This window comes from Curtobacterium sp. MCBD17_040 (assembly GCF_003234805.2).
In the GTDB taxonomy this organism is placed as follows: Bacteria; Actinomycetota; Actinomycetes; order Actinomycetales; family Microbacteriaceae; genus Curtobacterium.
In genome coordinates this window covers 3,208,678-3,231,540 of record NZ_CP126273.1, presented here as the reverse complement: position 1 = coordinate 3,231,540, position 22,863 = coordinate 3,208,678, and the positions used below count along the sequence as shown (strand labels likewise).

General features: G+C 71.6%; 21 protein-coding genes. 15 read left to right on the top strand and 6 right to left on the bottom strand.

Going from position 1 to position 22,863, the window contains the following annotated elements:
- Positions 1-59: 59 nt before the first annotated feature.
- The 13 genes from DEI94_RS15210 to DEI94_RS15150 all read left to right on the top strand — a co-directional run bounded on the left by DEI94_RS15210 (position 60) and on the right by DEI94_RS15150 (position 13,359).
- Entirely contained in the window at positions 60-1,043 is a 984-nt protein-coding gene (locus DEI94_RS15210; protein WP_258378121.1) for an NADP-dependent oxidoreductase, read from the top strand.
- 306 nt (positions 1,044-1,349) lie between these two features.
- Positions 1,350-2,414 (top strand): LacI family DNA-binding transcriptional regulator, encoded by a 1,065-nt coding sequence (locus DEI94_RS15205; protein WP_111027860.1) that lies wholly within the window; start codon positions 1,350-1,352, stop codon positions 2,412-2,414.
- A 1-nt stretch (position 2,415) separates the two neighbouring features.
- The gene (locus DEI94_RS15200; RefSeq protein ID WP_111027861.1) at positions 2,416-3,918 is read left to right on the top strand and encodes a sugar ABC transporter ATP-binding protein; all 1,503 of its coding nucleotides are present in this window, start codon (positions 2,416-2,418) and stop codon (positions 3,916-3,918) included.
- A gap of 105 nt (positions 3,919-4,023) precedes the next feature.
- Positions 4,024-4,995, top strand: a complete 972-nt coding sequence (locus tag DEI94_RS15195) for an ABC transporter permease (protein WP_111011670.1) — start codon at positions 4,024-4,026, stop codon at positions 4,993-4,995.
- A 139-nt stretch (positions 4,996-5,134) separates the two neighbouring features.
- Positions 5,135-6,079, top strand: a complete 945-nt coding sequence (locus tag DEI94_RS15190) for a substrate-binding domain-containing protein (protein WP_111027862.1) — start codon at positions 5,135-5,137, stop codon at positions 6,077-6,079.
- Positions 6,076-6,999, top strand: coding sequence for a ribokinase (locus DEI94_RS15185; RefSeq protein ID WP_111027863.1), 924 nt, complete (start codon positions 6,076-6,078; stop codon positions 6,997-6,999). The genes DEI94_RS15190 and DEI94_RS15185 overlap by 4 nt, the downstream gene beginning before the upstream one ends.
- Positions 6,996-7,379 (top strand): D-ribose pyranase, encoded by a 384-nt coding sequence (gene rbsD, locus DEI94_RS15180; RefSeq protein WP_111027864.1) that lies wholly within the window; start codon positions 6,996-6,998, stop codon positions 7,377-7,379. The genes DEI94_RS15185 and rbsD overlap by 4 nt, the downstream gene beginning before the upstream one ends.
- A gap of 202 nt (positions 7,380-7,581) precedes the next feature.
- Positions 7,582-8,055, top strand: a complete 474-nt coding sequence (locus tag DEI94_RS15175; RefSeq protein ID WP_181436143.1) for a GNAT family N-acetyltransferase — start codon at positions 7,582-7,584, stop codon at positions 8,053-8,055.
- 163 nt (positions 8,056-8,218) lie between these two features.
- On the top strand, positions 8,219-8,353 hold the full coding sequence (locus DEI94_RS15170; protein ID WP_258368802.1) for a hypothetical protein: 135 nt from the start codon (positions 8,219-8,221) through the stop codon (positions 8,351-8,353).
- Entirely contained in the window at positions 8,353-8,553 is a 201-nt protein-coding gene (locus tag DEI94_RS15165) for a hypothetical protein (protein WP_111011666.1), read from the top strand. Before DEI94_RS15170 ends, DEI94_RS15165 begins: the two co-directional genes overlap by 1 nt.
- A 45-nt stretch (positions 8,554-8,598) precedes the next feature.
- Entirely contained in the window at positions 8,599-9,183 is a 585-nt protein-coding gene (locus DEI94_RS15160) for a MarR family transcriptional regulator (protein ID WP_111012930.1), read from the top strand.
- 72 nt (positions 9,184-9,255) lie between these two features.
- Entirely contained in the window at positions 9,256-10,779 is a 1,524-nt protein-coding gene (locus DEI94_RS15155; RefSeq protein ID WP_349815160.1) for a sugar porter family MFS transporter, read from the top strand.
- Positions 10,780-10,971: 192 nt separating this feature from the next.
- Complete coding sequence (locus DEI94_RS15150) at positions 10,972-13,359, top strand: protease pro-enzyme activation domain-containing protein (protein ID WP_349815166.1); 2,388 nt, start codon at positions 10,972-10,974, stop codon at positions 13,357-13,359.
- 18 nt (positions 13,360-13,377) lie between these two features.
- On the opposite strand, the gene DEI94_RS15145 is transcribed toward DEI94_RS15150, so the two are convergent.
- The gene (locus tag DEI94_RS15145; RefSeq protein ID WP_111025901.1) at positions 13,378-14,610 is read right to left on the bottom strand and encodes an ATP-binding protein; all 1,233 of its coding nucleotides are present in this window, start codon (positions 14,608-14,610) and stop codon (positions 13,378-13,380) included.
- A gap of 253 nt (positions 14,611-14,863) precedes the next feature.
- Here DEI94_RS15145 and DEI94_RS15140 point away from each other — a divergent pair, with 253 nt between their 5' ends.
- The gene (locus tag DEI94_RS15140; RefSeq protein ID WP_111012934.1) at positions 14,864-15,079 is read left to right on the top strand and encodes a hypothetical protein; all 216 of its coding nucleotides are present in this window, start codon (positions 14,864-14,866) and stop codon (positions 15,077-15,079) included.
- Between the two features lie 30 nt (positions 15,080-15,109).
- Complete coding sequence (locus DEI94_RS15135) at positions 15,110-15,526, top strand: hypothetical protein (RefSeq protein WP_111010561.1); 417 nt, start codon at positions 15,110-15,112, stop codon at positions 15,524-15,526.
- A gap of 172 nt (positions 15,527-15,698) precedes the next feature.
- On the opposite strand, the gene DEI94_RS15130 is transcribed toward DEI94_RS15135, so the two are convergent.
- From DEI94_RS15130 to DEI94_RS15110, 5 genes are all read right to left on the bottom strand, one after another.
- On the bottom strand, positions 15,699-16,697 hold the full coding sequence (locus DEI94_RS15130) for an ABC transporter permease (protein ID WP_111012936.1): 999 nt from the start codon (positions 16,695-16,697) through the stop codon (positions 15,699-15,701).
- On the bottom strand, positions 16,694-17,635 hold the full coding sequence (locus DEI94_RS15125) for an ABC transporter permease (RefSeq protein WP_111010563.1): 942 nt from the start codon (positions 17,633-17,635) through the stop codon (positions 16,694-16,696). The genes DEI94_RS15130 and DEI94_RS15125 overlap by 4 nt, the downstream gene beginning before the upstream one ends.
- A complete protein-coding gene (locus DEI94_RS15120; RefSeq protein ID WP_111025899.1) occupies positions 17,632-19,368 on the bottom strand; it encodes a dipeptide ABC transporter ATP-binding protein in 1,737 nt (578 codons plus the stop codon). The genes DEI94_RS15125 and DEI94_RS15120 overlap by 4 nt, the downstream gene beginning before the upstream one ends.
- Positions 19,365-21,029, bottom strand: coding sequence for an ABC transporter substrate-binding protein (locus DEI94_RS15115; RefSeq protein WP_111025898.1), 1,665 nt, complete (start codon positions 21,027-21,029; stop codon positions 19,365-19,367). The genes DEI94_RS15120 and DEI94_RS15115 overlap by 4 nt, the downstream gene beginning before the upstream one ends.
- Positions 21,030-21,121: 92 nt before the next feature.
- Positions 21,122-22,657 carry a hypothetical protein gene (locus tag DEI94_RS15110; protein ID WP_111025896.1) on the bottom strand — a complete coding sequence of 512 codons (1,536 nt, stop codon included), beginning with the start codon at positions 22,655-22,657 and terminating at the stop codon, positions 21,122-21,124.
- Positions 22,658-22,863: the final 206 nt, after the last annotated feature.

The window sequence follows — 22,863 nt, the reverse complement described above, 5'->3', positions numbered from 1 at the left end:
ACTGCGATCTCGCGGAGAAGCGGAGAAGCGGCGGGGGAGCGCGGGGTAGCGTCCCCCGCGTGACCGACTCCACGCCAGACACCCACACCCCCACCACGACCCGTGACGCCGACCTGCCCACGACCATGCGGGCGGTGCGCTTCGACGCGTACGGCGACCGCTCGGTCCTCCGGGTCGACGAGGTCCCGGTACCCGAGGCCACGGGTGACCGCGTCCTCGTCCGCGTCCGCGCCGCGGGCACGAACCCCGGCGAGGCAGCGATCCGGCAGGGCGCGATGGCGGAGCAGTTCCCGGCGACGTTCCCGTCCGGACAGGGCACCGACCTGGCGGGCGTGGTCGCGGCGATCGGCGAGGACGTCACGCAGTGGGCCGTCGGGGACGAGGTCCTCGGGTGGTCGTGGGAGCGGTCGAGTCAGGCCGAGTTCGTCAGCGTCCCCGAGGGGCAGCTCGTCGCCAAGCCGCGGCGCCTGTCGTGGGAGATCGCGGGCGCGCTCGACGTCGCCGCGACGACCGCGTACGCCGCCGTGCGGGCCGTCGACCCCCGCCCGGGCGAGACCGTCGTCGTCTCGTCCGCGGCGGGTGGCGTCGGCGGCATCGTGACGCAGCTCCTCGTGGCGAAGGGCGTCGACGTCATCGCCGTCGCGTCCGACGCGAACCACGAGTGGCTCCGCTCGGTCGGCGCGCGTCCGGTGGCGTACGGGGACGGCCTGGAGGACCGGGTGCGGCAGGCGGCCACGAACGGGATCGACGCGCTCATCGACACGCACGGGCCGGAGTACGTGCGGCTGGGCATCGCGCTCGGGGTCCCCGCGGCGCGTATCGAGACGATCATCGCGTACGAGGCCGCGGCCGAGGTCGGTGCGAAGACCGACGGGAGCGTCGACGCCGCGTCCCAGGAGGTCCTCGCCGAACTCGCGGGCCACGCCGCCGACGGCACGATCACGGTGCCGATCGTCGCCACGTACCCGCTCGACGCGGTGCAGGACGCCTACGCGGAGCTCGAGCAGGGTCACGCGCGCGGCAAGATCGTGCTCGTGCCGTAGCCGATCACGCTCCGGCGCGGCGCGGCGCGGCGCGGCGCGGCGCGGCGCGGCCCGGCCCGGCCCGGCCCGGTCCGGCCGACCCGGGCGGCGCTGGGCCGCACGGGGGCGGGGCGGGGCGGCACGGGGGCGGGGCGGGGCCGGCCGGGCCTGATCGGGCCGGTCTGAACGGGGCGGGGCGCCAGGCCGTCGCGCGCGTCGAGGTCCATCCGCGCCGACTCATTTGACATCCCCGCGGCGCTCCCCGTACAGTCGTGGAATCGATCCCATGGAATCGATTCCACGACTCGCCCAACGGAGTGCTCACCGATGAACACCGTCACCATCAAGGACGTCGCCGCGCGCGCCGGCGTCTCGGCGGCGACCGCGTCGCGGGTGCTCTCGGGCAACCCGGCGACGTCCGAGGACTCCCGTCGGCTCGTGGAACAGGCCGCGCGCGACCTCGACTTCCGGCCGAACCTGCAGGCCCGGGCGCTCCGCTCCACCCGCACGGACACCATCGGCCTCCTCGTCTCGGACGTGCGGAACCCGTTCTTCGCGGACCTCGCGCACACCGTCGAGCAGGCCGCGCTCGAGACCGGGTACGTGACCATGCTCGGCAACGCGAACGAGCGTGCCGAGCAGCAGAACCGGTACCTCGACACCCTCATCGCCCGGCGGGTGGACGGCGTGATCGTGGCGCCGCAGGGTGACGACACCGAGACGGTCCAGCAGCTGGTCGACCGGGGCATCCCGACGGTGTTCGTCGACCGCGTCGTCCCCGGCATCGACGTGCCGACCGTCACGACGGACAGCAGCACGGGCATCCGCCAGACGGTCGAGCACCTGGCCGCCCTCGGGCACACCCGCATCGGCTACATCGCCGGCCCGCAGAGCGTCTCGACCGGTCGCGAGCGGTTCGAGGCCTACCAGGACGCGATCACCCCGGCGGGGGTGAGCGCCGACCCGGACCTCGTCGTGTTCGGTGACTTCCAGGCCGCGTCCGGGTCGGCCGGGGTGAGCGCGCTGCTCGCGCTCGACGAACCGCCCACCGCGATCTTCGCCGCGGACAGCCTCATGGCGGTGGGTGCGATCGCGATCCTGAACCGGCTCGGCCTCCGCATCGGCGTCGACATCGCCCTCGTCGCGTTCGACGACATCGAGTGGTTCTCGCTGCTCGAACCGGCGCTCAGCGTCGTCGCCCACAGCGTCGAGGACATGGGCCGCGTCGCCGTCGAACTCCTGCTCGACGTCATCGCCGGCAACCACCCCGCCTCCGTCCGCCTGCCGAGCGAGCTCATCGTCCGGGCCTCGTCGGCCGACCCCATCGCCACCGATCGGCAGACCGCATCGTCGCGCTCCGCCAACGAACCGTCCCGTCCCGGGAGGAACTGACATGTCCCCGCAGCCACTCATGACGCTCGATCGCGTCAGCAAGTCGTTCGGACCGGTCCAGGTCATCACCGACGTCACCCTCGAGGTGCACGCCGGGAAGGTGCAGGTGCTGCTCGGCGAGAACGGCGCCGGCAAGTCGACGCTCATCAAGATGATGTCCGGCATCCACCAGCCCGACGGCGGTCGCATCCTCGTCGACGGCCGCGAGGTCACGATCCCGTCCGTGACCGCGGCCGAGGAGCTCGGCATCGCCACGATCCACCAGGAGCTCAACCTGGTCGGGTCGCTCAGCGTCGCGGAGAACGTGATGATGGGCCGGATCCCGACCCGGTTCGGCCTGGTCGACCGGAAGGCACTCCGTCGTCAGGCCGAGGCGGCGCTCGCCACCATCGGTCTCGACGTCGACGTCATGACGCCGGTGTCGAGCCTGGGGATCGCGCGGCAGCAGCTGGTCGAGATCGCGAAGGCGCTCAGCCAGGAGGCCCGGATCCTGATCCTCGACGAACCCACCGCCGCGCTGACCCGCCACGAGACCGAGGCGCTCTTCCGCGTCGTGGCGGACCTCCGCGCCCGCGGCGTCGGCATGCTGTTCATCAGCCACCACCTCGACGAGATCGCCGAGATCGGGGACACGGTCGCCGTGCTCCGGGACGGACACTTCGTCGCCGAGGTGCCGGCCACCACGCCCGAGCAGGAACTCGTCGGGCTCATGGTCGGCCGGAGCATCGAGGAGCAGTACCCCTCGGGTACCGCGGTGGTCGACACCGCGTCCGAGGTGCTCCAGGTCGAGCACCTGACCTCGGCCGGTCGCTTCGAGGACGTCAGCTTCTCCGTGCGCGCCGGCGAGATCGTCGGCGTCGCGGGTCTCGTCGGCGCCGGGCGCACCGAGCTCGTCCGTGCCATCGCGGGCGCCGACGGCTACGACTCGGGAACGGTCCGCGTCCGCGGTCAGGTGCTGCCGAAGAAGAGCGTCGCGGCAGCGGTCCGCGCGGGCATCGGACACGTCCCCGAGGACCGGAAGGCACAGGGCCTCGTCCTCGGTGCGTCCGTCAACGACAACCTCGGGTACGCGACCCTCGCCTCCACCGCGCGCGGTGGCCTCGTCGACTTCGCCGGGCAGAAGCGCCGGGCCGAGGAGGTCGCGAACCGGCTGCGGATCCGGATGCACGACATCGGCCAGCCGATCGGCTCGCTGTCCGGCGGGAACCAGCAGAAGGCCGTGTTCGGTCGGTGGATCCTCGCCGGGTCGAGCGTGCTGTTGCTCGATGAACCCACCCGCGGCGTCGACGTCGGCGCGAAGGTCGAGATCTACGAGCTCATCAACACGATCACGGCGGCGGGCGGCGCGGTCGTCATGGTGTCGAGCGAGCTACCCGAGGTGCTCGGCATGAGCGACCGCGTGCTCGTCATGCGGGACGGCCGCATCGCCGGCGAGATCCCCGGAGCCGAGGCGACCGAGGACCGCGTCATGAACCTCGCCGCCCGCGACGTCGAGACCGTCTGACTCCCGGGGCACGGCCCCACCACGCCCCGCCACGACCGCCCCGAGCGGACGGTCGCTCCTCCCCCCACGCGTACAGCGCAGTACCCATCAGAAAGCACCCGTCGCATGTCAACGACCACCGTGAAGGCCCCCGCGCGGTCCTTCTCCTTCAAGAAGTTCCTCGCCGACAACGGGGCGCTGGTCGGCCTCGTCGTCCTCTGCATCGCCCTGTTCATCGCGACACCGGACTTCCTCACCGGCCGCAACATCATCAACATCGGCATCCAGGTCTCGACCGTCGCGGTGCTCGCGTTCGGCGTCACGTTCGTCATCGTGGCCGGCGGGATCGACCTCTCGGTCGGCTCCGTGGCCGCACTGTCCGCGATGGTGTCCGGCTGGTTCTTCAGCACCGCGGGCCTCCCGGGCTGGCTCGCCCTGCTCGGCGGCCTCGTCGCCGGCCTGCTCGCCGGGGTCGTGAACGGCCTCGCCGGCGCCTACGGCAAGCTGCCCTCGTTCATCGCCACCCTCGCGATGCTCAGCGTCGCCCGCGGCCTGACCCTCGTGATCTCCGACGGCAACCCCGTGCCGACCTCGCCGCAGGTGTCGTTCCTCGGCGGCGACATCGGGCCCGTCCCCGTGCCGATCATCGTGCTCGTCCTCGCGGCGCTCGTCGCCTCGTTCATCCTCAACCGCACCGTCCTCGGCCGCTCGATGTACGCCGTCGGCGGGAACGCGGAGGCCGCGCGCCTGTCGGGTCTGCCGGTCAAGCGCATCGTCGTCATCGTGTTCGGCCTGTCCGGGCTGTTCGCCGCGCTCGCCGGGCTGCTGCTCGCAGGGCGCCTCGACTCCGCCCAGCCGCAGGCGGCCAGCGGGTACGAGCTCGACGCGATCGCCTCGGTCGTGATCGGCGGCGCCTCGCTCGCGGGCGGTGTCGGTCGGATCTCGGGCACCTTCATCGGCGCGCTCGTGCTCGTCGTGATCCGCAACGGCCTCAACCTGCTCAACGTCAGCTCGTTCTGGCAGCAGGTCGTCATCGGCCTCGTCATCGCGCTCGCCGTCGGAGTCGACGTGCTCCGCCGCAAGACGCGCAGCAGCTGACCGCGCACCACCCCGGCGGGCACCGGCGGGCCGGTGGCCGCCAGCCGGTCGGGAGGCGACCCTCCCGGCACACCGACCCCCATCAGTACGACTCCCTCATCCCCCCACCAGCACCACAGACAGACCAAGGACCCCAACGATGCAGTTCTCCTCCTTCCAGAAGGTCGCCACCGTCGGCACCGTCGCCGCCCTCGTCATGCTCGGCGCCTCGGGCTGCAGCCGCTTTGGCGGCGGCGGCTCCGGCGGCGACCAGAAGGTCGTGCTCGCGCTCTCGACCCTCAACAATCCGTTCTTCGTCGAGGTGCGCGACGGCGCCAAGGCCGAAGCGAAGAAGAAGGGTGTCGACCTCGAGGTCGTCGACGCGCAGAACGACTCCGCACAGCAGGCCAACCAGCTGCAGACCGCGTCCTCCGGCAGCGCCAAGGCCATCATCGTCAACCCCGTCGACTCCGACGCCGCCGGCCCGTCGGTCAAGGCGCTCAACAAGGCGGACATCCCCGTCGTCGCCGTCGACCGCACGGTCAACGGTGCGGACGTGGCCTCGTTCATCGCGAGCGACAACGTCGCCGGCGGCAAGCAGGCGGCGGACGACCTCGCCAAGGCGATCGGCAAGAAGGGCGACATCCTCGTCCTCGAGGGCCAGGCGGGCACGTCGGCCGCCCGTGACCGCGGCAAGGGCTTCACCGAGGGCATCAAGCAGTACCCCGGCATCCACGTCGTCGGCGAGCAGACGGCGAACTTCGACCGCGCCACCGCGCTCGACGTCACCACGAACCTGCTGCAGGCCCACCCCGACATCGTCGGCATCTTCGCGCAGAACGACGAGATGGCCCTCGGGGCGATCAAGGCACTCGGGTCGAAGGCGGGCTCGAGCGTCGAGGTCGCGAGCTTCGACGGCGAGGACGACGGCCTCGCCGCGATCAAGGACGGCACGCTGAGCAGCACCATCGCCCAGCAGCCGGCGAAGCTCGGCTCGCTCGCGATCGACCAGGCGCTCAAGGCGATCGACGGCAAGGCCACGAAGACCGTGTCGGTCCCGGTGCTGTCGGTCACCAAGAGCAACGTCGACACCTTCAGCAAGTGAGCACGGCCGCCGGAACCGTGGTCGTCGTCGGATCGCTCAACGTCGACCAGGTCGTCACCGTCGACCGGCACCCGTCCCCGGGTGAGACGCTGATCGCCACCTCGATGACCCTCCTGCCCGGCGGCAAGGGCGCGAACCAGGCCGTGGCGGCCGCCCGTCGGGGCGCCGCCACGGTCATGGTGGGGCTCGTCGGCGATGACGGATCCGCGGAGGTCGCCACGGTCCTCCTGGCCGAGAGCGGGGTGGACGTCGCGCACGTCGGCGTCGTCGACCAGCCCACCGGGCTCGCGACGGTCACGGTCGATGCGACGGGGGAGAACACCATCGTCGTCGTGCCGGGGGCCAACGCCGCGATGACCGCGGAGGCCGTCGATCGCGTCGCGTCCGTCGTGGCCGAGGCGGCCGTCGTCGTCATGCAGGGCGAGATCCCGGCCGCCGGGATCGCCGCCGCGGCCCGTCACGCCCGTGGTCGCGTCGTGCTCAACCTCGCACCCGTCATCGACATCGACGCCGCGGTCGTCCGTCTCGCCGATCCGCTCGTCGTGAACGAGCACGAGGCGGCCCTCGTCCTCGCGCGACTCGTGCCGGGAGGCGCGGTGCCGGCGGACGAGGAGGCGCTCGCGGTCGCGCTGCTCGCGCAGGGCATCCGCACGGTCGTCATCACCCTCGGCGCGCGCGGCGCGGTCGTCGCGGAGGCGACCGGCACCACCGCGGTGCCGTCACCCCGGGTCGACGCGGTCGACACGTCCGGCGCGGGCGACGCGTTCGTCGGCGCCCTCAGCGCGAGCCTCGCGGCCGGGGAGTCCCTGCTCGACGGCGTCCGGCACGCGGTGCGGGTCGGTGCGTTCGCCGTGCAGGGGGCCGGGACGCAGCCGTCGTACCCGACGCTCGACGACACCCTGCCGGAGGTGACCGCGTGAAGCGCGCCGGCATCCTCAACGCCGAGCTCAACGCCGGTCTGAGCCGCCTGGGACACGGGGACCTCGTCGTCGTCGCTGACTGCGGTCTGCCGATCCCGCCGGGCGTCCCGCTCGTCGACCTGGCCGTCGTCCACGGGGTGCCGCGGTTCGAGGACGTCCTCGACGCGCTCCTCGGCGACGCCGTGTTCCAGGACTGCATCGCGGCGGAGGAGGTCGTGGGCACCGAGGCCGAGGGGTGGATCACCGCACGGTTCGACGGCGTCCGGCACGTGGACCACGAGGCGCTGAAGCGGATGTCCGCGGGCGCCAAGCTGTTCGTCCGCACCGGTGAGGCGACGCCGTTCGCGAACGTCGTGCTCGTGTGCGGCGTGCCGTTCTGACGCGTCCGGACCAGGGCGGCTCCGTCGTCCGCCGCGCCTCCGTGCGCCCGGACCAGGGCGGGCCCGTCGTCCGCCGCGCCTCCGTGCGCCCGCACCAGGACGGTCCCGCGGACCCGCCGGGCGTGCCGACGGATCCGGCGGTGCCGTCCCCGCTACCGTGAGCACACATCCGAACCGTGTGCATGGAACGAGGCGAGTCCCGGTGCCCTACCTCAAGCCCGAACCCTGGTCGTTCAGCATCGCGCCCGAGCCGTACGACGCCGAGAGCGCCATCCGCCTCCGTGCCGCCGCGCGGATCGAGCTCAACAGCGTCAACGCCGGTCCGGACCTCGGTCCCGAGCTCACGGGCGCCGAGGTGCCCGTGCACCTGCTCGCCCGGGACAGCGCGGGCGTCCCCATCGGGTGCGCCGGTCTCACCCCGGTCCGGGACGGCGTGTACGAGGTCCGGAAGCTCTACGTCCGGTCCGACGCGCGGAGTCTCGGCGTTGCCGATGCGCTCCTGGAGCACCTGATCGCTGCCGGCCGCGAACTGGGCGCCCCGGCCCTGGTCATGGAGACGGGCTCCCAGGCGACGCAGACCGTCCGGTTCCTCGAACGATCCGGGTTCTCCCGGATCGCGCCGTTCGGCCGCTACGCCGACAACCCGAGCTCGATCTGTTTCGCGCGGGTGCTCTGACGCGCACCGGTTCACGATCTGTCCGTTTTCCGAACGGAACGAGCAAGCCGCCTACTGTTTCGTTGCGCGAGTAGTTCACGATGTGGCATTCTTTTGCCGTGCCCGACCCCCGGGCATCATCACCCCGATCGCGCCCGGCGACGCCGCCAGAAACGAGACCATGATGAGCATCGCGCAGCCCCACCCCCGGGTCTCCGGGACCTCCTTCATCGACCCGTCGAGCGCTGCGCTCGACCGGTTCCCGCCGACGCAGCCGATCGACATGCGGCCGCTGCTCGCCGATCGGGGTGTCTGCTGATGCACAGCACGTACCAGGCCTGGTCCGGCGCCGGCACGATGCGCGCGGGCGCGGGTCGACGCTACGGACTGACCGACCCGGCCGTCATCGACGCCTACGTCTCGCGTCGGGTCGAGGACCCGCGCCTGCTGTCCGGGCGGGGATCGGGCGCCGCGAGCGGCCCGAGCTACGCCGACTTCTTCGCGGCACCCACCGCGTAGCATCCACGCCACCGGAACGACCGACCAGAAGGACCACATCCGCCGATGCCGTTGACCGTCGTCCGCCGCGAAGCGCGGCACCTGTACGCACGAGAGCCGCGGAGCGCGGCCGCTCGCCAGGCCGTCGACGCGCTCCTGGGCGTGCAGAGCGCCGAGGAGCAACAGATCGAGCGCGCCCGGGTCGCGAGCGGCCTGACGAAGAACGAGTTCCACGCCATCCGCTACCTGCTCCAGGCGCAGCGTGACGAGCGGGCCATGGGCCCCAAGGACCTCGTCGTCATGCTCAACGTGTCGAACGCGTCGGTCACCAAGATCGTCGACGAGCTCGAGCGCAAGGGCGACCTCCGGCGGGTGGCGCACCCGAGCGACCGGCGCGCGCAGGTCCTCGAGCCGAGCGAGCAGGCCGCCCGCAAGATCGACGCCGCGTACGAGCGGTTCCACGAGTCCGTCGTCGACGTCTTCGACCGGCTGTCCGACGAGGACAACGCCGTCGTGACCCGTGTGCTGACGACCCTGACGACCGCCATGGCCGAGCGGGCCGCCGCGGAGACGGCCTCCACACCGGCTGTCCCCGCCGACGGATCCACCGGACAGGAGCAGCTGAGCGACCACGCGGACGCCGCTCGATAGCGTCGATTCCTCCCCCTCCGAGCGACGGCCCGACCGTCGGGTCTCCGACGGGGCGGATCACGAGGAGCGATGGTGGCGACGCGGAGCACGACAGCCGGGGGAGCCGACACGACGGGGCGACCTGCACCGGGCGGACGAGCCCTGCCACCGCTGACACCGGGTCCGTACTCGCGACGGCTCGGCTTCGTCGCGGTCGTCGCGACCTTCGGCGGTCTGCTCTTCGGGTACGACACCGGCGTCGTCAACGGCGCGCTCGACTCGCTCACCGCGGATCTCGGGCTCACGCCCACGACCGAGGGGCTCGTGACGTCGGCGATCCTCGTCGGGGCGGCGCTCGGCGCGTTCACCACGGGTCGCATCTCCGACCACAACGGTCGGCGACCCACCATCCGCACGCTCGCCGTCGTCTTCTTCGTCGCCGCGCTCGCGTGCGTGCTGTCCCCGACGTGGGAGGTCCTCGTCGCGGCGCGGTTCGTCCTCGGCATCGCCGTCGGCGGGGCGTCCGTCACGGTCCCGGTGTTCCTGGCGGAGCTGTCGCCGACCGAGAAGCGCGGCGGTCTCGTGACCCGGAACGAGCTCATGATCGTGACGGGGCAGCTGGCCGCATTCGCGATCAACGCCGTGATCGGGTCGATCTGGGGCTCCCACACCGACGTCTGGCGGTACATGCTCGCGGTCGCGCTGATCCCCGCCGTCGCGCTGTTCATCGGCATGCTCCGCGTGCCGGAGAGCCCGCGGTGGTTGCTCGGCAAGGGGCGCGAGGACGACGCGCTCGCCGTGCTCCGCACCATCCGCTCGGACGAGCGCGCGGTGGCCGAGATGGCCGAGCTGCACGACCTCGCCGCGGAAGAAGCGGAGGCCCGCTCCGGCCGGATCCGCGATCTGTTCCGCGAGCCGTGGCTCCGCAGGCTCGTGTACATCGGCGGCGGACTCGGCATCGCCCAGCAGGTCACCGGGATCAACTCGATCATGTACTACGGCACGCAGGTGCTGCAGGAGTCCGGGTTCAGCCAGCAGGGTGCCCTGATCGCGAACGTCGGCTCGGGGGTGATCGCGGTCCTCGCCGTCGTGATCGGCCTCCGCTTCATCAACCGACTGGGCCGGCGCACGTTCCTCATCAGCGGGTTCGCGGGCACGACCCTGTTCCATCTGCTGATCGGTCTGGCGTCGGTGGTCCTGCCGCAGGGCGCGCTCCGCGCGGTGGTCGTCCTCGTGTTCATCATCTGTTTCGTCGGCATCATGCAGGGCACCATCGGGCCACTCGTGTGGCTCATGCTCTCCGAGGTGTTCCCGCTGCGCCTCCGCGGGGCCGGCATGGGGCTCACCGCACTCGTGCTCTGGCTCGCGAACTTCGGGGTCAGCCTGACGTTCCCCATCGCCGTCGCGGTCTTCGGGATCTCGACGACGTTCTTCGTGTTCGCCGTGCTCAACGCCGCCGCGCTCGTGTTCGTGCTCACGGTCGTCCCCGAGACCCGGGGGCGATCGCTCGAGCAGCTCGAAGCCGACTTCGCCACGGGGGCGATCTCGATCCACGGGTCGACGAACGACGTCACGAACGCCCGGTACCAGCAGGACGGCGGGTCGTCACGCCCCTGATCACGCTCCGGCCCACGCGCCCCTGACTGACCACGGACGCCCACCCCGTCGACACGACCCCGCCAACTGGGGGTCTGTGAGGTCGCACAGGGGCTGTTGTCGGGCCTCCGCTCGGGTTAGCGTCGTCAGGTCGGCGATCGCAACCCGAATCGGCGCCGGGCACCCCCGACCGCTCAGCCTCCGAGAGTGACCATGCGCACCGTCCGTCTGCCCCTCATCGTCGTCGCCGCCGCCGCCCTCACGGTCACCGGCTCGGCCCTCCCCGCGGTGGCGGACGAGCCGGGAGGCGCGACCACCGCCACGACGTCCGCAGCGTCGACGGCCACCCCCTCCGCGTCGACGCCCACCCCCTCCGCCGCGGCGCCCGCGCCCTCGGCCGCGCCGGCCGCGTCCGGGGCCACCGCATCGGCCGCGCCGACCGCGTCGCCGAGCTCCTCGGCCACGACGCCCGCCCCCTCCGCGACCGCGACGGCCCCGGCCCCCAGCGGTGCTCCGATCGACATGACGGTCGTGCTGCAGCCGTCCGATCGCGGTGAACTCCGCGACCTGGTCCGCCGGGCGGACACCATGACGAAGGCCCAGCGGAAGGACGCGCTCACCGACGTCGCCCCGACCACGGACACCCGGGACGACGTGGTCGACGCACTCCGTGCGGCGGGCCTCCACGTCACCGCACAGGACACGTGGGACGTCCAGGTCTCGGGCACGGTCGGCCAGGCGGAGTCCGTGTTCGGCGTCGACCTCGCGGGCAAGGGGGACACCCTGCACCCGACGACGGCGCTGGACCTGCCGTCGGGCCTGTCCGGCGCGGTGACGACCGTGCTCGGCCTCGACCAGCGCCCGGTGTTCGAGCACCACGCACTGCCCGGCGGCAGGACCCCGGCCGACCTGGCCAGCGCCTACGGCGTGACGCGCTCCGGGAGCACCGGTGCCGGGACGACGATCGCCACGGTGCAGTTCTCCGGCTGGTCGAAGAGCGATCTGACCACCTACGCGAACGCCGTGGGCGTCACGCTGCCGTCGATCACGCAGGTCGCGGTCGACGGCGCGTCCACCACCACGTCCGTCGACGGTGGCGGCTCCGAGGTCGCCCTGGACCAGGAGATGCTCTTCGCCACCGCGCCGAAGGCGTCCCAGCGCATCTACGTCGCGCCGAACTCGGCCCAGGGTATCTACGACGCGTACGACCGCGTCGCGACCGACGTCACGAGCAGTGGCATCGTCGCGCTGAGCACCTCGTGGGGGATGTGCGAGTCGTCGCTGTCCTCGTCGTTCGAGAGCGCCGTCCAGGACGCCATCGATCGCGCGGTCGTCGCCGGTGCGACCACCTTCGCGGCCTCGGGTGACGACGGCGCCTACGACTGCGGCGGCGGGACCTCGAGCACGCCCGACGTCGACTTCCCGGCCGTCGTGCCGTCGGTCGTCGGTGTCGGCGGGACCAGCCTCACGGGGAGCGGCACGAGCTGGCGCGAGACCGCCTGGAGCGACCGGGCCGACGCGGTCGGCAGCGGTGGTGGGTCCTCGACCCGGACCGCGCGGCCGACGTACCAGAGCGGTGTGGGCCTCCCGGGCAGCACGCGGCTGGTACCGGACATCAGCGCGGTGGCCGATCCCGACACCGGCCCCGGCGTCTACATCGGCGCGGAGGGCGGCTGGGTCCTCGGCGGTGGGACGAGCGCGGCCGCGCCGATCATGGCGGGGCAGCTCGCCGCCACCCTGTCGAGCCTCGGCTGCAGCACCGGCGTCGGCGACGTGCACGCGACGCTCTACGGGAACCGCGGGGACTTCCGCGACGTCACGAGCGGCAACAACCTGCTCTACAGCGCGACCACCGGCTACGACATGGCGACCGGTCTCGGTTCCCCGAACTGGGCGGCCCTGGCGACCGCGCTGCCCGGGACGAGCAGCTGCAGCACCTCGCTGACCGCGCCCGCGACCCTCGCCGTCGGCCACTCGATCACGTCGCCGAACCAGCAGTACACGCTGACGATGCAGGCCGACGGCAACCTCGTGCTGTACGGCAACGGGCGTGCGCTCTGGTCGTCCGGGACGAACGGCCGTGGTGGGACCTCGCTCGCGGTGCAGGCCGACGGCAACGCGGTCATCTACACGGCCGCGCAGAAGGCGGTGTGGCAGTCCCGCACGAGCGGCAAGGGCAGCGGGGCTGTCCTGGCGGTCACGAACACGGGCGACCTCCGTCTGACCAGGGGGAGCACGGTGCTCTGGCACACGGGGCTGTCCGGCCGCGACACGCTCAAGGCGCCCGTGACGCTGACCGGCGGCCAGTTCATCCAGGACGGCTCGGGCACGCGGCAGTTCATCATGCAGGCCGACGGCAACCTCGTCATGTACATCGGCGGCCGAGCGCGTTGGGCGACGAACACGAGCAAGTACCACGGCGCGTACATGAGCCTGCAGGCGGACGGCAACCTGGTGGTCTACGACACCTCGGGCAAGGCGCGGTGGGCGTCGAACACCAGCCGGGCCGGGTCGGGCACGACGCTCGTCGTGCAGGGCAACGGGAACGTCGTGCTCAAGAAGGGCTCGACGGGCATCTGGTCGACGGGCACGAAGGGCTGAGTTGCCAGGAGGGCGGGGTCAGTCGACGCGCGGCCAGTCCGTCGTCAGGTACGCCTCGACGGCACGGTTGCGGAACGAGTAGGGCTTGCCCCGGTCGATGATCCCGCGGACCGTGTCCAGTCGCTGCGAGAACGGCCCCACCTTCGTCGCGGAGGTCATGCCCATCTGGGCGGCGATCTTCGTCAGCGTGCGATCGGCCGGCGGCAGCGCCGCCATCGCGTCGAGGAACTCGTGTTCACGAGCCGGCAGCCGGTTCAGGATGCGCTCGACGTGTGCCGAGGCCTCGCCCTGAGCTCCGCGCCATCCGGCCACGACCTCCTCCTGGGAGATGGTCGAGGCGCTCCCTGCATTCCAGGCGCGTTGACCGGCGAGCTGGAACAGGAACGGCTCCCCGCAGCAGAGAGCCACGACGGCTCTCGCAGCCCCGGAACTCATCTGAACGGATTCGAGACCGCCGTTCCCGTCGGGGGTGGCCCAACCGTCGAACACGAATGGCTGCAGCGCCTGCAGGAGATCCGCCTCGTCGAGGGCGGCAAGCGTGATGGTGCGGAATCGCCGGGCGAAGGTGGCGCCCTTCCGAGCGCCGGCCATGTCCTCGAAGTCCGGCAGCCCCGTCAGGTACACGGCGAGGGGCAGGTGTCGCTCGACGAGGACACCGCCCGGAGCCGTGACCTCGACCTGGTGCGACAGCGCGTCACCGAGAGCGATGAGCAACTGCGACAGCGCTGCCTCGTCGGTGATGTTCTGCACCTCGTCGATGTGGATCAACACCACGGTGTTCTGCGCGATGGCGGCCTGCCCGAGTTCGACCAGCAGGTCGAACAGTGCGGTGAACGGCTCTGGTCCTGCTTCTCCGCGCACCGCGACGGAGAACCCCGACACCGCGATCTGTTCGACTCGCGAGAGGACGTCCAGGACCCGTTGCCGACTCGTTGCCAGGAGGCCGGCCTTGTCGGCCAGCCGCAGCACTGCGGACGCGACGATCTTCAACGGATCAGCACCGGCAGGTATGCGCAGTTGGGGGGTGACCCAGTCGCCGCCCTCTGCGGCATCGCGTGCGATCCGGCGTACCAGGCTCGACTTGCCGGTACCAGGTTCACCGAGGATGGTTCGGCCTGTCTCGTACAGGCCCGCATGACGACGCGGGCGAACGACGTCCCGCCAATCGGCCAACTGCTCGACACGACCAGCCCATACATCTGGAACCACGTCGGAACCCGGTTGGAACGGGTTCGTGAGAGGTGAGCGCACTTGATAAATTTAGCACATCCGGCAGATGACGGCGTTAAATTTAACGAGCAACCATGCTCCTCATGGACCGTCGTCCCGGTCTCGTGATGGACGGCGCGGGTCAGCTCGTGCGACATCCCGCCAGCCGAGCCGACAGGGCCGGCGGCCGCCCCGGCTGCACGTCGGCATGCAACTCCACGAGATGGAGCTGGAGCTGGTGGCATCGGTGCTGCTCACGCATCCAATTCGTGTAGCGGCGGGTAGCGTCCCTCGTATGACGGATGCTCGCGATCCCCTCGAGACGACCGACGACGGCGTGGACATGACGTTCTCGGAGCGGCGCCACGACGAGCTCACCCGGGCTTCGGGGTCGACCGAGGCGGATGCGGCCCCGCGGATCACCACCGAGGACCGTGGCGACGGCATGACCCGGATCGACGTTGCCGACACCGCGGCGGTGCGACCGGGTGGCGTCGACACGGAGGACTGAGGGCACGGCCCGGGAGACGGAGGGTACGGCATGTGGCGACTGCTGTGGACACTGACCCGTTGGGTGGCGCTCCTGGGGCTGGTCATGGCCGTCGGTGCCGCGCTCTGGTTCAACAGGACTCCGTGGGCGATGGTGCTCTTCGACCTGGGGGCTCTGATCTGCGCGGTGGCGGGCATCGGTCAGTCCGTTCTCCGGAGTCGCCGGTGGTTGTCGCGGTACGACGTCCAGCCGGCGGCGCGCTCAGACCGGTCGAACACGCGGGCGCTCGTGCTCCGGGGTGCCGCGATGCTCCTGGCGGTGGTCGGCGTCGTCCTCGTCGTCGGGACCGTTCATGCCGTCGACGCCCGGACGTACGACGGGGGAACGGACGCGCTCGGCTTCTTCTTCGCGGTCGTCGTGTTCGTGACGAGCGCCTGGTTCTGGTCGGGTGCGCGGGTGCGACGATGAGGAGACCGGTGCGGAGCGACAGGTTGGCCGAGGTCACGGCACACGGCGGACCGGCTGATCTGATCGCGTTGCCCGTGTCGGCCCTCGGTCACCTGGTTCAGATCGGACCGTGCTTCGGTGAAGTCCGACGGCGGAGAAACCGGGACCCGGGTGACGGGCGCGCCGCTCGACCTCAGCGCCCCGTCCGCACCCGCGGATCCACGACCCCGTACACGAGGTCGACGATGACGTTCGCGGTGACGACCAGGAACGCCGCGAACAGCGTGAACCCGACGACGACCTGCAGGTCCAGCGAGTGCACCGCGTCGATGAGCAGTGCGCCGAGCCCCTGCATCGAGAACACCTTCTCGGTGATCACCGCGCCGCCGAGCAGGGTGCCGAGGTCGAGCCCGAACAGGGTCACGACGGGCAGGATCGCGGTGCGGAGCCCGTGCCGGACGACGACCTGCGACTCGCTCAGGCCCTTGGCGCGGGCGGTGCGGATGTGGTCCTGGCCCATCACCTCGAGCATCTCGCCGCGGGTCAGTCGGGCGTAGATGGCGGCGCTGATGAACGCGAGCACGCACCAGGGCAGGAGCAGGTGCAGGAACCACTGCACGGGGTCGTCGGTGAACGCGACGTAGCCGCCGGTCGGCAGGATCCGGAGCACGAACCCGAACAGGAGGATCGCCAACAGTCCCACGAGGTACGCCGGCGCCGAGACCCCACCGACGGCGATCGTCATGACCGCCCGGTCGAGGACCGATCCACGCCGGAGCGCGGACACGGTGCCGCCGGCGACACCCGCGACGAGCCACAGCACGGCGGCGCCGATCGCGATGGAGGCCGTGACCGGCAGGCGGGACAGGATCAGCGTCGTGACACTCTGGTGGAGCTGGAACGAGTACCCGAAGCACGGTGCGCCGCAGACCACGGCGGTCGAGCCGCTGCCGAAGTGCCGCCCGACGAAGATGCCCGACAGGTAGTCGAGGAACTGCTGCCACCAGGGCAGGTCGGTGCCGATGAACGCCTTGACCTGCGCCAGGCGGTCGGGCGTGCAGGGCTTGTCGCACATCGCGCGGGCGGCGTTCGTCGGCAGCAGGGTGAACAGCGCGTAGGTGACCGCGGCCACGACGAACAACACCACGATCGCGCCGAGGACGCGGAACAGCACGAAGCGCCAGGTCCTCATCGCGACACCTCCGTCCGGCGCGGGTCGAGGGCGTCGCGGAGGGCGTCCCCGAGCAGGTTGAACGCGAGCGTGATGACGAACAGGGCGGCTCCCGGGAACACGAGGTACATGGGGTCGGTCTGCACCCACCCCACGGCGTCGCCGATGGTGCGGCCCCAGGACGGCGTCGGGGGCGTCACCCCGACGCTGAGGAACGACAGGGCGGCCTCGGCCCCGATCATGCTCGGGATCGAGATCGTCGCGTAGACGGTGATCGTCGCGGCGAGGTTCGGCAGGAGCTGGCGGATGATGACGTGCCAGGAACCGGCGCCCATCGCGGTCGACGCGACGACGAAGTTCCGCTGCCGCAGGGACAGTGTCTGCCCGCGGATCACCCGGGCGACGGCCGGCCAGCCGAAGAACCCGATGACGAGCACGACGAGCACGGGGGCGGGGAACCGGTTCGGCACGATGGCGGTCAGCGCGATCATGAACACGAGCGACGGGAACCCGAACATGACGTCGACGACCCGGCTCATCCCGCGGTCGTACCAGCCGCCGAAGAACCCGGTGGTGACGCCGACGAGCACGCCGAGCACCATCGACAGGATCGTCGCGGCGATCCCGACCCCGAGCGAGGTCCGGGCGCCGTAGGTGACGATCGCGAACAGGTCGCGACCGGTCAGCGGCTCGACGCCGAACCAGTGCGCGGCACTGATCCCGCCGCCCGTGCCCTTCGGTGCGCCGAACCCGGTGAGCGTCCCGAGGTGGTACCGGTACGGGTCCTGCCCGCTGAGCCCGGCGATGAGCGGTGCGCCGATCGCGACGAGCGCGAACACGACGATGACGATCGCGCTGGCGAGTGCCCAGCGGTCCCGGCCGACGCGGCGGGCGACGGCGCGGAACCCGGTGGCGGCGGGCGTGGGGGCGACGGGGCGGTCGACGACGTTCGCGGTCATGCGCGGGCCTCCTCGGTCGTGCCACCGGCGGCGACGAGCCGGCGCCAGGTGGACCGCCGCTCGGCCTGGCGGATCGGGTCCGCGACGGGGGCGGCGGCGAGCAGCATGCGTGTGTACGGGTCCTGCGGGTCCTCGAGGACCTCGGCCGCCGTGCCGCGCTCGACGACGTGGCCGCGGCGGAGCACGACGACCTCGTCGGCGAGCTGCCGGACGACGGCCAGGTCGTGGCTGATGAGCAGGCACGCGAACCCGAGTTCCGCCTGCAGCGTCGCGAGCAGGTCGAGCACGGTGCGCTGCACGGTGACGTCGAGCGCGCTCGTCGGTTCGTCGGCGATCAGGAGGACCGGGTGCAGGGCGAGCGCGCGCGCCACCGCCACGCGCTGCCGCTGCCCGCCGGAGAGCTGGTGCGGGAACCGGTCGGCGTACGCGGGGTCGAGACGCACGGCCTCGAGCAGCTCGCGGACCCGGGCCCGGCGGGCGGTCTCGCCGAGGTCGGTGTGCAGGCGCAGCGGCTCAGCGATGCTCCACCCGATCGTCGCGCGGGGGTTGAGCGAGGACGCGGGATCCTGGAACACGTACCCGACGCGGCTGCGGACCGCGCGGAGCCGCCGCCGCCGCGCGCGCCGGAGATCCGTGCCGGAGACCTCGACGGTCCCGGACGACACCGGGACGAGGCCGGCGAGCGCCCGCCCGATCGTCGACTTGCCCGAGCCGGACTCGCCGACGAGCCCGAGGACCTCGCCCGAGCGGATCGCGAGGTCGATGTCGGCGACGGCGGGCGTCGCGCGCCGTCCGCCGTACGTGATGGCGACGTCGGTCAGGCGGGCCACGACCTCCCGGTCCGTGGACCCGGCCGTGGATCTCGGTCCGGACGACGACGTGCCGGTGGTGGGCCGCGTCTCCGCGTCCGGCCGGGAGGCCCGGCTCGGCCCGCCGAGGACGGGGACCGCGGCCAGGAGCTCGCGGGTGTAGGCGGCGTGCGGCGCCGCGAACAGGTCGGCGGCCGACTGCGCCTCGACCGCCCGCCCGGCCCGCATGACGAGGACGTCGTCCGCCACGTCGGCGACCACGCCCATGTCGTGGGTGATGAGGAGCACGGCGAGGTCACGCTCGCGACACAGGCGGCGGAGCAGGTCGAGGATCCCGGCCTGCACGGTGACGTCGAGTGCGGTCGTCGGCTCGTCGGCGATGAGCGCGACCGGGTCGGCCGCCAGCGCCATCGCGATCATCGCGCGCTGGAGCTGCCCGCCGGACAGCTCATGGGGGTACGCGCGCCGGACCCGGGCGGGGTCGGCGATGCCGGCGGCGGTGAGCAGCGCCTCCGTCCGGGCGACGACGTCAGCGCCGGACCGGTGCGCACGGACGGCCTCGGCGATCTGCGTGCCGATCGACAGCACGGGCGTGAACGACCCCATCGGCTCCTGGAACACGGTGCCGATGCCCGCACCGCGCACGCTGCGGAGGACGTCCGCGTCCGCCCCGACGAGCTCGACGGGCTCCGCGTCGGGCGTGCGCCGGAAGCGGATGCTCCCCGACACCGCGGCGGTCGACGGCAGGAGCCCGAGGACGCTCATCGCCGAGACGGACTTGCCCGAACCGGACTCGCCGACGAGCGCCAGGACCCGGCCGGGGTGCAGGGCGAACGTGATGTCGTCGACGACGGGGGCACCGCCGCCGAAGGCGACACGGAGCCCCCGGACGTCGAGGACGGGCGCGGTGCGGTCCTCGCTCACTTGGCGAGCGTGACCTTGAGGTAGTTCGGGTACGCGGGGAAGTCCGGCACGAAGAAGTGCTGGACGTCCGAGCCGCGGAGGAACGACTGCTTCGCGTAGGTCAGCGGCACGATCGGCGCGTCCTGCATGATGCGACGGTCGACCTGGGCCCACAGCGCGTTCGCCTTCGAGCGGTTCACCGTCGCCGTCGCCTTCGTGATGAGGGCGTCGACGTCGCTGTTGCTGTAGTGCGACACGTTGTACCCGCCGTTCCCGATCTGGGACGAGGCGAACAGCGGCTGGATGTTCGCGTTCGCGCTCGGGAAGTCCGGCTGCCAGCCGTACAGGACGAGGTCGTACGACGAGTCGTTCGTGGCGTCGGTGTAGAAGCTGTCGACGTCCTCGGGCTTGAGCGTCACCGCGATGCCCGCGCGCTTGAGCCCCTGCTGGAGCGCCTGCGCCTGGGCGAGGTACGACGGGTCGTTCTGCGTCAGGAGCGTGAAGTGCAGGTCCTTCTGGCCCGCCGCCTTGAGCAGCGCCTTCGCCTTCTTCACGTTCCCGGACGCCGGCGCCTTGTACAGTTCGTACGACTTGCGGCCCGCGATGCCCGGTGTGATGAGCGTCGACGCGTACGTGCCCGCCTGGGCGCCACCGGCGGCGATCCGGAAGGCGCGCTTGTCGGTCGCGTACTCCAGGGCCTTGCGCACCTGGAGGTCCTTCAGTGCGCCACGCTGCGTGTTCATGGCGAGGTACGTGATCGGGCCGGCCTTCGACGTGGCGACGCGCGACGCGGCGGACGGGTTCTGGCGGACCTGGTTGAGCTCTGCGGCCCCGAGGTAGGTGGCTGCGAACGAGTCCTTCGCGTCACCCGAGTCGGCGATGAGGCTCTGGGTCACGGTCGACTCGTCCTGGCTCTCCTCGAACACGATCTTCGCGGGGCCCGCGGTGCGCACCTTGTCCGTCCCGGCGCTCCAGTGCTTGTTCCGCACGAGGGTCAGCTGGGAGCCCTGCTGGTTCGACTGCACCTGGTAGGGGCCCGACGCGACCGGCTTCGCGTCGTACGTGTTCGGGTCGCCCTTGCCCTGCGGCACGGGCGCGAACGCGGGCATCGACGCGATCCACGGCCAGTCGCCGTAGGCCGCATCGAGGTGGAACACGATCGTGCGGTCGTCGGGCGTCGCGATGCTGTCGAGCTGCCCGCCGTCGAACGGACCCTGGTAGCTCGAGCCTCCGACGAGCAATGACTTGTGGTAGCTCAGGCCACCGGTGAGGGTCGGCGCGAAGGAGCGCTCGACGCCGTACTTGATGTCCTGGCTGGTGATCGGGGTGCCGTCCTGGAACTCGATCCCCTTCTTCAGGTGGTAGGTCCAGGTCTTCCCGCCGTCGCTCGGCGTGCCCGTGGTCGTGGCGAGGTCCGGCACGACCTTCGCGGTCTTCCCCGGCCGGATGTCCCACGTGGTGAGGCGTCGGACGACCAGGCCGAGCGTCGTCGTCGACAGGTTCTGGCTCGTCGCGGGATCGAGGTGCACCGCCGTCGCGGTGGTCAGGATGTGGAGCGTCCCGCCCTTCGTGCTGCTGGCGGCGCTCGCCGGCGCGGTCCCCGTGGCGCCGGAGTACCCGGTGAGTGCGAGTGCGAGTGCCGCGGTGGCGGCGACGACGGTGGCGGTTCTCAGGTGGTGCATGGGGTTCCCTCGGTGCGTTCGCGGACGTTCCTGAAACCCAGCCTGGACCGCGCCCATTCCCGCGCCACTCGAGAATGACGAAATGCGTCCGATCAGGCGGACGCCCCGGTCACCGAGAACGCGACGGAGTCGTTCGAGTCGTCGCGCAGTCCCACACCCGGTGCGATCGCGGGGTCCGCACCGGTGAGGACACGCGCGTAGTCGTCGGTTCTGGAGTTGTTCCCGCCGTAGTGCCACCGCCACACCTCGCCGGTCGTCGTGACCCCCACGACCGCGAACCGGTTGTGCGCCTCCGCGTCCGCGGCGAGATGCGTGAAGCGGCCGGTCGCCGCCGGGAAGACAGGCGTACTCGACCAGGTCGAGTACGCCCGGCCGTCCGTCCCGACCCAGACCGGAACGTGGTCGTTGGCGTCGGAGCGGATCCCGACCACCGGTGTGACCGTGGGGTCGGCGCCGGTGGCGACGCGGTCGATGAGGGTCGGCGCACTGCTGCGATAGCCGAGGCGCCACACCTCGCCGGTGGACGTCACGGCGACGAACGCGTAGTGGTTGGCCAGCGTGCTGGTCGCCGACGCGCCCACGAACCGCGCCGTCGTTGGGAAGGGAGTCGCGTCTGCAGTACTGCGGGAGTGGAGGACGCCGTCCCGGGTCACGAAGACCTGCGAGGAGTCCTTGCTGACGGATCTGATCGCCGACACCGGCGGGATCGTCGGATCCGCGTCCGACGCGACCTGCGCCACACTGGAGGACGTGTTGCCGTAGAAGTACCGCCAGACGGCACCGGCAGACGTCACCGCGACGACGCAGTACAGGTTGTCCGCAGTACTCGTCGCGGTCAGGTGCGTGAACGGTCCCGGTACCCCGGGGAACAGCGGTGAGCCATTGTCGTTCAAAGCCACGCCTCCCTTCACGTAGTGGGTGAAGCTGTCGTTCGAGTTCCCCCGGAGGGCGATCGCCGGCGCGATCGACGGATCGGCACCGGTGGCGACCCGTCGCACCGTGTTCGTCCCCGAGTAGTAACTCCACACCTCGCCGGTCGAGGTCACGCCAGCGACGCCGTACCGGTTGTTCGACGTGCTGTTCGAGGCGAGTGCGGTGAACGCGCCGGTCGCCGCCGGGAACCGGACCGCGGCCTCCTGGTGGAGCACACCCTGATGGAGGACGCTGATCGTGGCGGTGGCAGTCCCCGCACCGGTCACGGTCGCGGTGAGCGTCACCGTGCCGTTGGTCGTGCCCGCGGTGAGACCGGCGGCAGCCGCCTGGCCTGCGGCGTCGGTGGTGACCGTGACCGTGGTGGTCCCCGGGGGGCCGAAGGAGGCGGGTCCGGAGACCGTGAGGACGACGGTCTCGTTCGGCAACGGAACTCCGCTGCCGGAGCGGACGGTCGCGGTCCCGTCGGCGAGCGAGGAACCCGGTGCGCGAGGCGCGGAATCGGCGAACGAGACCGTGATGGTGGCGCTGTCACTGGCCGCATGTGCAGGGGTCGCGGTGGCGAGGGCGATCGCGGGAACGCTCCACGCTCCCGCGAGGACGATCGAGCGACGGCTGGGACTCCCTAATCGATCCTCCGACGCCGTCGCCGGCGAGAGGGTGCGGGGTTGCTGCTGGTCGGGTCGGTCGTCGCTCATGTGGATCTGTGCTCCAGTTCGGTCGGAGGGGGTCGGGAAGCGTCCGGGCATGGTCACATCCGGTCCTCACCCCGTCCGCGTCGGGCACGGGGGTCGGGGCATCGGCGGCTGGACCTTCACCCGATGTGTCGCCCGTCGTCGCTCGACCGCCACGCCCTGCACGACCCCGCCGTCGTGCGTACGGTGCTCGCGGACGGCTCTCTTCG

Excerpts from the sequence above, each read along its gene's own strand:
- DEI94_RS15205 (WP_111027860.1), top strand. The coding sequence starts at position 1,350 with ATGAACACCGTCACCATCAAGGACGTCGCCGCGCGCGCCGGCGTCTCG.
- DEI94_RS15200 (WP_111027861.1), top strand. The coding sequence starts at position 2,416 with ATGTCCCCGCAGCCACTCATGACGCTCGATCGCGTCAGCAAGTCGTTC.
- DEI94_RS15195 (WP_111011670.1), top strand. The coding sequence starts at position 4,024 with ATGTCAACGACCACCGTGAAGGCCCCCGCGCGGTCCTTCTCCTTCAAG.
- DEI94_RS15190 (WP_111027862.1), top strand. The coding sequence starts at position 5,135 with ATGCAGTTCTCCTCCTTCCAGAAGGTCGCCACCGTCGGCACCGTCGCC.
- DEI94_RS15170 (WP_258368802.1), top strand. The coding sequence starts at position 8,219 with ATGAGCATCGCGCAGCCCCACCCCCGGGTCTCCGGGACCTCCTTCATC.
- DEI94_RS15165 (WP_111011666.1), top strand. The coding sequence starts at position 8,353 with ATGCACAGCACGTACCAGGCCTGGTCCGGCGCCGGCACGATGCGCGCG.
- DEI94_RS15160 (WP_111012930.1), top strand. The coding sequence starts at position 8,599 with ATGCCGTTGACCGTCGTCCGCCGCGAAGCGCGGCACCTGTACGCACGA.
- DEI94_RS15150 (WP_349815166.1), top strand. The coding sequence starts at position 10,972 with ATGCGCACCGTCCGTCTGCCCCTCATCGTCGTCGCCGCCGCCGCCCTC.
- DEI94_RS15140 (WP_111012934.1), top strand. The coding sequence starts at position 14,864 with ATGACGGATGCTCGCGATCCCCTCGAGACGACCGACGACGGCGTGGAC.
- DEI94_RS15135 (WP_111010561.1), top strand. The coding sequence starts at position 15,110 with ATGTGGCGACTGCTGTGGACACTGACCCGTTGGGTGGCGCTCCTGGGG.
- DEI94_RS15130 (WP_111012936.1), bottom strand. The coding sequence starts at position 16,697 with ATGAGGACCTGGCGCTTCGTGCTGTTCCGCGTCCTCGGCGCGATCGTG.
- DEI94_RS15125 (WP_111010563.1), bottom strand. The coding sequence starts at position 17,635 with ATGACCGCGAACGTCGTCGACCGCCCCGTCGCCCCCACGCCCGCCGCC.
- DEI94_RS15115 (WP_111025898.1), bottom strand. The coding sequence starts at position 21,029 with ATGCACCACCTGAGAACCGCCACCGTCGTCGCCGCCACCGCGGCACTC.
- DEI94_RS15110 (WP_111025896.1), bottom strand. The coding sequence starts at position 22,657 with ATGAGCGACGACCGACCCGACCAGCAGCAACCCCGCACCCTCTCGCCG.